A 10,578-nucleotide genomic window follows, 5' to 3' on the forward strand; every position below is an offset into this window, starting at 1 on the left:
GCAAGCCAAACTCAGCGCTATTGCCAGACAGTTGAACGAACGCCCCCGCAAGACCTTGCAATATCAAACCCCAGCTGAGAAGTTCGCCCAGTGTGTTGCGTCGATCAGTTGATCCCGCCGCCCTTTAAGTCGAAATGTGCATGGTGCAAAAAATGGACCAAATCACTCACCTATCAATGTCGCAAACGGCCCGATCCAGACATTCACACCATGCTAAAACGCTGCAGCGCAGAACCTGCGCCGACATTGATGAAAATTAGGACTGGAGCCAATAGATAGCTAAACAGCGAGAAAGTTTCATTGCGGGGTAAGATTGAAATTCGTTCATTTCAAAATTATTTCACCAAACGAAATTACGAATTTTTCACGAAATTTATTCACAAATTGTTGAAATAAAAAATTGAACGTTGCTTTTCTACCGCACCAATTTTTCAAGAAAATACAATAAAAACAACCTATTGCTGGCTGATAGTTGTTTTTTGACATCAAAGTGACATCAGTTCTTTCAGTCTCCTAACCGAGAAGCACGGAAGAAATGATGTTGGACAACTACCAAACAAGATGGTGATCCGCCCAAGTGGTTTCGAACTATTGGCGGCGCAGTGGCACCTACAAGGCGAAATGCTTGCGACCCCGCCTGATAACTCCCATGCCGACGAAGTCCATATGCGCTACCGCTGTGATGATGTCATAATCGACGATTGCGGCGGCGATAAACGAGGGGCCAAGAAAGACCTTGCAATACAAGACACCAGCAGAGAAATTTGAAGCTTGTGTTGCAGCGGCCCGTTGCAGCGCCTAAAACTTGAGCTGGTGGTGTAACTCAATGTGGGACTACCATCATAGCGGCCCCTTAATTCATGGAGAAGGTTGAGAGATGTTCAAACCTTCGCGCTGACGTTAGACAGGATAAATTTTTCGGACTAGCCCCGGAATTTAAAAGGCCCCTCGCAGGGCCTCTTAATAGCTTTTTGAAACACTGACTATTCTTTTGGGGTAAACCAAATCGGCGTGGTGTAGGCGCGTTCTTGCTGCGCGAGGGGAGCTTCTGGGGGGATTTCTGAGCCAAATTTGAGGACATCAAAAAGGTACCATGGCGGCGTAGGGATTTCGAGAACCCGTGTGTAATAAAACGCGCGTTCATTTGGATCGAAATCTGGGTCCGTCCAGACGGTTACCAATTCGGCCGAGCCGATGGAATTGCTCCATGTTGCGGTTGCTGGATCAACGGTATTGCCCACGGCGGGTAATTTTCCGCTCGCGTCCAATTGGCGCGCATCTCCCCACGCCACGTCATAGACTTTCTCGTGGGTGATGCCATCGGCATCGACCCAGCCCTTGATGATTTGGGCCCGGTCCAAATTAGCTCCGATTGGATCGCGCAGGGCCGCAACGAGGAAGGTCGGGGATTGGCCATCTTGAGGTTGATTGAGATCGCCGCCCATTGGCACACCTTTGTCATAACCGACGTTTGCTATATTGCGCGTTTTCAGGTCTTCGGTGGTAAAATCATAACCGCCGAAAAGGCGCACCGAAATGCGCGGGCCTGTTGTGGCGTAAACTTCCTTGCGATCCATTGCGTCGAATAATGAGGTACGGGTATTTTCGTTGGCCCAAACCGCGGTGAGGCCGCTGGAAACCTGTTGCCAGCTGGAAAGTTTTCCGTTTTCATTTTCCATGAAGGGATGCGTCAGGCGTTCGGGGCTTGGTTCATAGCCGGCGTGTTTTCCAAAAAAGTTGTCCTCTTCGATCGCGGCAAGGGAGGTGTGGGAGTCGGTGGCGCCGACGATCCCGAATTTGTAGGGGTTGGTGCCGAACTTTTCCTCAAGAACCATTCCGTTTTTGAGCGCTTCACGAGCATATTCTCCGGCAAGCATGTCGTCTGTTTTGGCGGCCGAAAGATCAAGGTTGCCAACATCCCACGTGCCGTAATCTGCGAATTCATCATCCGGTGACAGGAAGGGGTGGGTTTCGCCGTCGCCCTTGATTTGAGTGATCTCGTAGTTGCGTTCCCATTTGGCCCGTTGCTCGACGTAGAATTGATCGAGTTTGCGGCCGGTAAATTGCTCTTCGGTTGGGAACATTACGCCATTTGAGAGGTTGCCATTGTGGGCAAATGTGATGGCCGCACCATTGGTTTTGGCCTCGTAAACTTCGAGGTATTTATAGAGGTCGAGCGGGTCGTTACTTCCGATAGGGGCTACCGTTGTAAAAGGGACTACTTGGCGGGCGCGGTCGGCGCCATCGCGGAAAACGACGTTTCGGTGCAAGTTGTTTCCGGCCGCAAGGGACGTCCATTCAAACCCGATGAAAGCTGTGAATTCACCTGGAGTGTTGTGTTTTTCAGCCGCGAGGATCACGTCTTCCCAGATGGTTGCGTAGCGCCGCGCACCGGGGGAGTAATTGTTCAACAAAGCGGGTTCAATTTCTCCCTGAGAAAACGCGCCGATTAAATCGAGAGCTGTTGCGACGGCCTCTTCACCGCCGGCCCGCACACCCTTGGACCATTTCGCGCCCTGTTCAAATTGGGTGATCGCGGGGGCGGCCGAAATCATATCATCGATCATGCCCATGCCGTCGGAGTGGTCGGTGATTGCGAGCCAATCAAGCGCACGTGCGAGGCGTACTTCTTGGCCAGAGGAGGCTGTCACTTGCGCGCCACGCGCAAATCGATAGGCCTCGTCTAGGCCCAACCGATTGCCAAACGCCCCTGCATCCATGGATAAGGACGTGTGAAGGTGGCTGTCTCCCCAAAAGGGACGCTCTGGAAAATCTCGATTCACATAGGGCGAGTAAGGGCTGTCCTTGTTAAGGATTTCTTCGAGCAGGTCTTCATTGGCTTGCATTTCCTGTGCGGTTACGGATGTTGAAATTAGCGCGCAGGTTGTTGAAATTATTAGAGCAAAGCGAAGTGTAAACATGGCTATTCTCCTTTAAGACAGGGGTAGAGAGGGTGGCAAAAAAATGAATTGGCGGTGCGAGGTGTATTTTCCCAGTATTGCTCAGGACGATTGAATTTCAAACCGTTTTATCTAAGGACGCCGTGAGGCCAAATCAAAAGCCAACGCAACGCACGGATTTTCGGCACAAATAGGTTTTGTGCGCCGTTCTCCTCATTCTCAATTAAAAGTCGACGCTCGGCGTGGACCCTAGTTTTCAGTCAAATGCGCTCGCGGAGGAAGCCGGACTTCACCCCACGGAGCCACCTAGACGAACTGCTCGATCCAGACATTCACACCATGCTAAAACGCTGCAGCGCAGAACCTTCGCCGACATTGATGAAATTAAGACTGGAGCCAATAGATAGCTAAACAGCGAGAAAGTTTCATTGCGGGGTAAGATTGAAATTCGTTCATTTCAAAATTATTTCACCAAACGAAATTACGAATTTTCACGAAATTTATTTGCAACCAAATGAAATAATTAATAAAACGTTCCTTCTCGACCGCACCAATATTTTCCCCTTAATCAGTGAAGTTCCTTATTTATATAAGGATATACAGGGGGTTACGGTGGGCATTTCGTACTGAAATGCGCTATAATCCATTGAAATTGACATGCCATTGCGATTTTTCCGAGTGGGAGGATTTGAAATGGCGTCCCTTGCAAAAGTTGCAAACCGGCAAATGACAGGCGTAAGTCGCCATGCAAGGTACGCGGAAATCAAAGTCATTTGAGAAGCGGGTTGATGCCAAAGACGGGGCGCGCGCCAAGAGTTCTTGATTCGACAAGGGGAGGTTTCGGGATCGACCGAGACCATGCGGAATGCGTTGCTGCGATATGCGCGTTGCCAAGTTGGAAATGACCAAGAATGGCACTGGCGATCTGTGCCGCTCTCAACCGCCGCTGTGGCGCTTCTGAAGGCGCTACCCAATGTAGTGGCGGGTGGGGCGTGTTTTGCCCTGACCAGTGCCCATCTGGACGTAGTGTTTCGGCGCGTGCGCGATCGGGCAGGGATCAAGAACCTGACGTTTCATGATAGCCGGCACGAGGCCATCACGCGGATGGCGTCAAAGCTCGACGTGTTGAGTATGGCGCGGGTTGTGGGGCATAAAGATATTCGGATGTTGCAGATATCTTACAACGAAACAGCGGAGCAATTGGCGCAACGCTTGGGCTGAGACTAAGCGTCATTTAGGGCAGATGAAGTGTGGTCAAGCATAGCAGGCGTGGGTAGTGTTTCCCTTTTGCCAGCTGCAAAATTAATTGACCTCGCTTTTTGCTGCGATTCTCCATGATCGGGCGCATGCTTCGGCGGTGCGCCCGTCGGCCTTTATGAAAAAACCCATATACTCGCCCGATGCGGTCCATTGACGCCGATGGCCGACTACTTGGATGAGTAACCTCATCTCCGTCGATTTAATTTTCATGTCCGCATAGCCGACCTCGGTGCAGTGTGCGGCGAACGGCCGGAAAGAGCCCGTTATAACCGATTTTTTGTGTGTCGCGGCGAACGTCCAGTTTCGGCGCGATTTAGTTCCAGAATGTGAATGATGAGGACGAGATTACAAGCGGCCCGATGGCTTGTGTCATTTCGGTCCAGTCCACCTGCAGGCTGTCGTTGCTGGGCAATGTGTCTGGGGCCGCGTTCAGCGCGAAAAGCGTGATGGTGTATTCGTGACGTGCGCCGCGTGGGGAGCAAGGCGGTGTGTACCCTGTGAATCTCTCATCTTTGTCCGCGCCTTCATCGCCCAAGGAGGTTGGGTTCCCGCGCGGAATGGCGGTTGTGTCTGCGGGGATGTTCCACAAGAGCCAGTATTGGCTGGGCGCGTCGGTGCCTGCGATTTTGCCGCGCGGATAGTGTTGCATGATGAGTGCGAGGCTCTGCGTTCCTTCGGGAACCGTTGACCATACGAGCGGAGGCGAGAGGCCATCCCCCCCGTCGCGACTGCATTTTAGATCGCTTGGCAGGTCACCGCCACTCACAATGGCCGGACTAGTCAGTGTAAAAGTGTCTTGGGCGGTCGCCGCACCCGCCCAAATGCCGCAGAACAGCAGCGGAGCGAGGCCGGACAAGCGGTGGGCAAGGGTCATCGGCAGAACTCCCCTTCCATGACGTCCCCATTGTTGGTCACGGTTTTGGTGGTATAGTCGTAGCAGTTTTCCGTAGCAGCAGGGCTGTAGCGGATGTAGTATTCCTCGCCTTCAAAGCTGTAATCCATGCTGCGGCTGCCATCGGCGCTTTGCGTGAAGACGAGGTCTTGAACGCCACCTTGAGGTGGGCGCCCTGGTTGTGCACCGCCGCCGCTTGCGGCTGATAGGGGCCGTACACGGGGCAAATCATTGAAGGTCGGCAGCTCGCCCATCAGGCATTGCACGATATAGGGCGCGTCTTGTGAGGTGTGGTAGCGGTAGCCAAATGTGTCGTCCGTCTGCCCGTTGCAAACATCCAGCACGCCACCTTCAATGGTGCTGCCGTCGGGGTTTGTGTCGCCATAGATCGGAAAGCCGTCAAACGCCCAGCCGATGATTGCTTCTGGTCCCGCATTGGCCATTTGCGCGATCATACAGGTCGGCGCGACGTGATAGTGGTAGTCATCGCCACGACCAGCGTGCCCGCCGCACACGTCCAATTGGTCCGTTTGTAGCGTGTCGTGTTGTGCCTGATGGTGCGTCAGATCAGCTTCCGACATCTCACCGCCGCCAGTATAGTCATAAATCGGCACCCCGTTGACTGCCACGCCGAGCGCCGCATCGCGGGTCAGCGGCGTTCCCGAAAAGACGGGATTGAGGAGGACAGGTGCGGGGTATTCGGCGGGAACGGGCACTTGTTCGTTAGTACCGACGATGCCCGTCATCATGTCATGATCGGGATAGGTGTCAGATGTCAGAATGGCTTGGGTGTCGGTGCAGGTTACGGTCACGCTCTCGGCAAAGCCCGCATCCGCGACAGAAGCGGCCACAGCATCGCAGCGGTCGTCGTGGGCAAGTGTAGGGCTAGCAACGGCGATGAAAAGCGGACAGGCCAGAAGGATAATTGTGCGGTTCATAGTGCAGATTCCTAAAGTATGGGTCAATTGACAGTTATACGGCACAAGACGGTATTGCTTTGCTCAAGGTCGGGTCCCCAGATCAGCTCGGCTTTTGGATCCCAGCTGATGGCGTCGTAGCCGTCTTTTGGGCTGACCTCGCGGGCAGTATAAACGTCGGCTTGCGGCCAATTGGATGTATCAAAGGACGCCGTATCCCAGTCTGCGGGTTCGTCCATAGTGTCAAATGTGCAAACCCCTTCGCCAGCCACGGGATTTTTGGACGCCTCGCAGGATTTATCCAAGGGGGCCGTGTGGATGACTTCACATGCCCATTCTGCGGAGCTGGCGGCCACGGTCTGTCCGGCTGCGTCGCGGATTTGAAGGATCAGCCCGCCATCGCCCATCTGTTGGCGCCCCGTTCCGATATATTCCAAACCTGTATCGTTTTCTTTGAAGTCTTTGGCCACAACACCCACCACGAACGGGCGTTCGGCCTCAAACGTGAAGCTTTCTGCATTGAAAGACCGCTCCGTCGTGATCGGCACACTGTCTTGCGCGACCTGCGTGCCGTCTATGCGCAACTCGAACCAATTGTCCGCCCAAACGTCGGATGAAAAAGTCTCAGCAGTTGCAGCGGTGGCGCAGAACGCGCACAGCGCGAAAATGGCGAAGGGTGGTTTCATGATAGGTCCAATGCGATTGTTACAACCATTATACGTGTTCCACGTGCAATTCCGTCGGGCCTTTCTGAAAATAATTTAATCATGACGCCAAATCTCGCTACTCGGAGCCGGCAACCCGCCACCGATGACGCCTTGTATCGCGAGTTTCGCGCCTAACGAGATAAGACCGCAGTCGCCCGAAGGGAGGGAAAAGCAGACTTTGGCGCAGATGCAGCGAACGGCGGGTTTGAGCCCATAAGACGGATGCTGCTGTTTGTCTCAATGACGGCAATGCGCTGGAAACGCCCTTTGCAAAGTCGGGTTGACGGTCATCCGAAAACACCCAACGAGGTTCGCCCATCGATGACAACGACGGCGGGAAGTAGGGGCGCACTAAAATTTCAGGATGCGGTAGCGAGTGCCCTTCAAGGAGTAGTTGAAACCTGCTGCCCCCATCCCTCACCTGAACCAACACAGGTATGCTTTTGATCGGCTACACGATTATGTGGAAACCACAGGCAACTATCCGGGAGACCCATATTTAAAGGGCTGGAGCGCCGCCCAGAACACCTCATGGATCGGCGTCGGAACACCGTATTGGCGGCCCAGCCGCACCACGTCCCCGCTCAAGTAGTCAACCTCCAGCCGCTTGCCGGCTCTCAAATCGTCCAGCATTGAGGCATGCATCGTGTCCGGCAAAGTTGAGATGGTTTTCCAAGTTTGCTCGACAAGGCCTTCGGGCAAGTCCGGCACCATCGCCCTGCCGACCCGATTGGTTTCTGCCATCCCAGCAAGGAACAACGCGCGGCTGTCTGGATTGTTCCGAAGCGGCCCCATATCAAGCCGCGTCAAGGTTGTGATGCTGGCCAGCATTGCCTGAGAGATGAACTTTACCCACAAGTCGTGCAGAATATTGTCCGGAATCACGGCTGTCGCACCCGCGTCAATGATCGCATCACGAAGGGCCGCAACGCGCGGGGTGACCCGGCCATCCAACTCGCCAAATGAGAGCGTGTCCCACATTGCCGAATGGTTGATGACGCCGGGTTCGGGAATGTCGGCCGGGATGCGCGCCACGCCCGGTACCACGTGCTGCATGCCGATGATTGCGCCAAGCCGGTCATGGGCGCTGACACCATTCTGACAAGTCACAACCATCGTGTCAGACTTAAGCATTGGAGCAATAGCTTGCGCCCCGCTTTCAACGTCATAGTTCTTGACCATGAACAAAACCACGTCGACCGGTCCTACTGAACGGGGATCGTCGGTTGCCGCGATCTCAGACATATGTAAGTCCCCGCGCGGGCTCAGAATTTTCAGGCCTCGCTCCTGAATCGCTGCCAAGTGCGCACCCCTTGCGATCAAGACAACTTCGTTTCCGGCCGCAGCCAGACGTGCTCCAAAGTAACCTCCGAGCGCGCCTGCGCCCATCACTGCGATCCTCATACGTCTCTCCCATATGTCTACCAGTCTCGTTCATAACACGCGTGTCGGCCGGTGCAGAAACCTTATTGTGCCAGAATTCACAGTGGCGGCGTCCTGCATCGCCAGCGCTGGTCTCGTCCGCAGGCAAAGCCTGTTTGTTACTCTATGTGAGTTAGCCCAAGTTCAGGGCTGAGGGACGCAGCAGGTCCGCTTCGAGCCGTCCATCCACCTTAGAGCAGGAACATCGAACGGCGGCTTTGTCGGGCGGTTTCAACTGGTCGACGCAACCCTTTGATCTTTAGTCAAAGATGGAGTAACCATTATGAAGTATCGCCGCCGAGTATTTTTTACGGATAAGCAGACGTCAGAGATTTGGGACAGATGGCAACGCGGAGAGTCGATGAGTTCGATCGGGCTTGATTTTAACCGAGCATCATCGTCGATCTATCCACTCCTCGCGCGTACTGGCGGCATCCGTCCACCGACCGCGTGAGATCGCGCTTCGCTCTCCCTCTGATCGATCAAGAAGAGATTTCCAGAGGCCTGCGTTCGAAGGTGTCCCTGCGCTCAATTGCACGATCCGTGAAGCGGTCAGCATCGACCATCAGTTGTGAAGTCAGGCGCAATGTCGGCACCCAAAGCTATCGTGCAAACCAATCTGATACAGCTGCATGGGATCGTGCCCACCGCCCAAAGCCCTGCAAGTTGGCAGGCAATGACTATCTCTGCCGTGCTATATCGGCCAAACTGATCCGCAAGTGGTCCCCGCAACAAATCGCAGGTTGGCTGATGCGCGAACATCCCGATGAGAACAAGCGCGTCTCGCATGAAACGATCTACCGAAGCCTTTTTATCCAGACGTGCGGCGTACTTAAGAAGGAGTTTCTGGCTCATCTATGAGCGACACGATCCATTCGCCGGTCCCGCCACGCCACGCTAAAACGCAGCGGGTTGGGTAAGTTCAACGATGCGATATCGATCCGTGACAGACCTGCGGAAGTTGAAGACAGGGCCGTTTCGGGCCATTAGCCTCTCGGTGATGCCAGCTAATAGAAGGCGACCTGATTGCAGATTCTGGCAAAGGTTGACAAAAAGGACAGTCACAGTGTCATTCAAGCGTTGATCAAACAGGCACGCAAGTTGCCCAAAGAGCTTTATCGCTCACTGACTTGGAATCACGGATCAGAGATGGCGGGGTACAAGACATTCACTTTGGCGACGGAGATCGATATCTTTTCCTGCGACCCTCACAGCCCCTCTTATCGCTGCGACAATACTTCCCAAAGGGCACGGATTTGGCGATACATAGTCAAGCAAAGTTGAGTGCTGTCGCAAGACCGCTTAACGAACCACCTCGAAAGACGCTGGGATACGAAACTCCCGCAGAGCGTTTCAATGTATGTGTTGCGTCGATCAGGTAAGCCCGCCCCGCATAACTACCGTCGATGCATACTGCGGCGAATGACCGGTTTCCTCCCTTAGTCTTGAATGACACGAACGTCCCAAATCGGACCTCGATGTTTTGCGCAGCTAACAGCAGGTTTGAGCCCTTATGGTATTCCAATGCTAATTTAGTTACTTTTCAGCGATCAGCTTTTGCATGAGAAAAACCATGACCTCCAAAAAAATCACATTGGGCGAAAAACTCTCTAGGGAAACCACCCCGAAACTAGGTCTCAATACCGGCGCATGGCTCCGGCGCACCCTCCTAAGGGTCCTAAACTTCGGCTTGCTGGCTTGCATGTCCGCATTGCTTTTGTGGTGGTTCTTGGGACAGCCAGACTTGGACAAGGTCTCATTTTTGACCCTCTTGACGGCACTGATTGTTTTCTGGTGGTTGGTGAATCGAAAAGTTCGCGAAAACAGGCCGCACTTTTTGTTGATCAATGATCGGCAGGGTTTCATTCATGGACTGCGACTGGATGAAAAGGTGGCCGTTTTTGATGGAAACAATATTTACCATCTTGGGCATGACAAAGGGTTAGACGCTCAACCGCTTGGTGAGATCGCGCACCTGCTTCGCTCACAAGGATACCGTATCGTTTGTTTCTTTGATGCCAATATTTTTTACACCCTTGAAGAACACGGAGCTTTCGCAAGGGACAAGCGGCATTCATTGGTGATGCTAGAAGACATTTTTGGGCTCAGAGAAGACGAAATCTATGTCGTGCCTAGCGGGTTTCAGGCAGACAGATACATTCTGGAGTTTCTCAAGTATATGCCAATATCTTTTGTTGTGACCAACGACAAATTTCGTGACTACGCAAACCAATATCCGACCGTGATGAAGGATAACCTTTGGCGTAAGGGAGTGGTGATTTCTGGCGATGAAATCAGATTACTACAGCATCAACTCCAAAGCCCAATGAGGTGAATAAACAGACGGCAGTCTTGTCCGGAGGCTGTGTGAAAACTCCCCCATTTTGATCCAGATGCTGCTATAATTTCCGTATTCGGTATGGAGGTTGTTCATGACGCATTTCATCGAAGGTTTAGACTGGCAGCGGACGATGTTACTG

General features: G+C 53.2%; 7 protein-coding genes and 2 pseudogenes. 4 read left to right on the plus strand and 5 right to left on the minus strand.

Features of this window, described 5'->3' with window-relative positions; translation table 11 throughout:
- Window positions 1-112: pseudogene (locus AB9F27_RS21445) on the plus strand (IS30 family transposase); the annotation flags it as partial.
- An 871-nt stretch (window positions 113-983) separates the two neighbouring features.
- Here the strand turns inward: AB9F27_RS21445 and AB9F27_RS21450 are convergent.
- Window positions 984-2,921 carry a DUF3604 domain-containing protein gene (locus tag AB9F27_RS21450; protein ID WP_335586920.1) on the minus strand — a complete coding sequence of 646 codons (1,938 nt, stop codon included), beginning with the start codon at window positions 2,919-2,921 and terminating at the stop codon, window positions 984-986.
- Window positions 2,922-3,758: 837 nt separating this feature from the next.
- On the opposite strand from AB9F27_RS21450, the gene AB9F27_RS21455 reads away from it, so the two are divergent.
- On the plus strand, window positions 3,759-4,121 hold the full coding sequence (locus AB9F27_RS21455) for a tyrosine-type recombinase/integrase (protein WP_335586921.1): 363 nt from the start codon (window positions 3,759-3,761) through the stop codon (window positions 4,119-4,121).
- Between the two features lie 352 nt (window positions 4,122-4,473).
- Here the strand turns inward: AB9F27_RS21455 and AB9F27_RS21460 are convergent, their stop codons facing one another.
- The 4 genes from AB9F27_RS21460 to AB9F27_RS21475 all read right to left on the minus strand — a co-directional run bounded on the left by AB9F27_RS21460 (window position 4,474) and on the right by AB9F27_RS21475 (window position 8,080).
- Window positions 4,474-5,034 (minus strand): YbhB/YbcL family Raf kinase inhibitor-like protein, encoded by a 561-nt coding sequence (locus AB9F27_RS21460; RefSeq protein ID WP_335586922.1) that lies wholly within the window; start codon window positions 5,032-5,034, stop codon window positions 4,474-4,476.
- Window positions 5,031-5,990, minus strand: coding sequence for a YHYH protein (locus tag AB9F27_RS21465; protein WP_335586923.1), 960 nt, complete (start codon window positions 5,988-5,990; stop codon window positions 5,031-5,033). Before AB9F27_RS21465 ends, AB9F27_RS21460 begins: the two co-directional genes overlap by 4 nt.
- A gap of 23 nt (window positions 5,991-6,013) precedes the next feature.
- Window positions 6,014-6,655: a PEBP family protein gene (locus AB9F27_RS21470; protein WP_335586924.1), complete on the minus strand. Its 642-nt coding sequence runs from the start codon at window positions 6,653-6,655 to the stop codon at window positions 6,014-6,016.
- Window positions 6,656-7,156: 501 nt separating this feature from the next.
- Window positions 7,157-8,080 (minus strand): 2-dehydropantoate 2-reductase, encoded by a 924-nt coding sequence (locus tag AB9F27_RS21475; protein ID WP_335586925.1) that lies wholly within the window; start codon window positions 8,078-8,080, stop codon window positions 7,157-7,159.
- Window positions 8,081-8,381: 301 nt separating this feature from the next.
- Here AB9F27_RS21475 and AB9F27_RS21480 point away from each other — a divergent pair.
- Window positions 8,382-9,480 (plus strand): annotated as a pseudogene (locus AB9F27_RS21480) (IS30 family transposase).
- 191 nt (window positions 9,481-9,671) lie between these two features.
- Window positions 9,672-10,433 carry an NYN domain-containing protein gene (locus AB9F27_RS21485; protein WP_369758156.1) on the plus strand — a complete coding sequence of 254 codons (762 nt, stop codon included), beginning with the start codon at window positions 9,672-9,674 and terminating at the stop codon, window positions 10,431-10,433.
- Window positions 10,434-10,578 lie beyond the last annotated feature (145 nt).

Origin of the sequence: Falsihalocynthiibacter sp. CO-5D18 (assembly GCF_041205445.1) — a bacterium.
Classification (GTDB): domain Bacteria; phylum Pseudomonadota; class Alphaproteobacteria; order Rhodobacterales; family Rhodobacteraceae; genus Falsihalocynthiibacter; species Falsihalocynthiibacter arcticus.

Bases quoted from the DNA above. Each gene is read 5' to 3' on its own strand.
- AB9F27_RS21475 (WP_335586925.1), bottom strand. From the start codon at position 8,080: ATGAGGATCGCAGTGATGGGCGCAGGCGCGCTCGGAGGTTACTTTGGA.
- AB9F27_RS21460 (WP_335586922.1), bottom strand. From the start codon at position 5,034: ATGACCCTTGCCCACCGCTTGTCCGGCCTCGCTCCGCTGCTGTTCTGC.
- AB9F27_RS21465 (WP_335586923.1), bottom strand. From the start codon at position 5,990: ATGAACCGCACAATTATCCTTCTGGCCTGTCCGCTTTTCATCGCCGTT.
- AB9F27_RS21450 (WP_335586920.1), bottom strand. From the start codon at position 2,921: ATGTTTACACTTCGCTTTGCTCTAATAATTTCAACAACCTGCGCGCTA.
- AB9F27_RS21470 (WP_335586924.1), bottom strand. From the start codon at position 6,655: ATGAAACCACCCTTCGCCATTTTCGCGCTGTGCGCGTTCTGCGCCACC.
- AB9F27_RS21485 (WP_369758156.1), top strand. From the start codon at position 9,672: ATGACCTCCAAAAAAATCACATTGGGCGAAAAACTCTCTAGGGAAACC.
- AB9F27_RS21455 (WP_335586921.1), top strand. From the start codon at position 3,759: ATGCGGAATGCGTTGCTGCGATATGCGCGTTGCCAAGTTGGAAATGAC.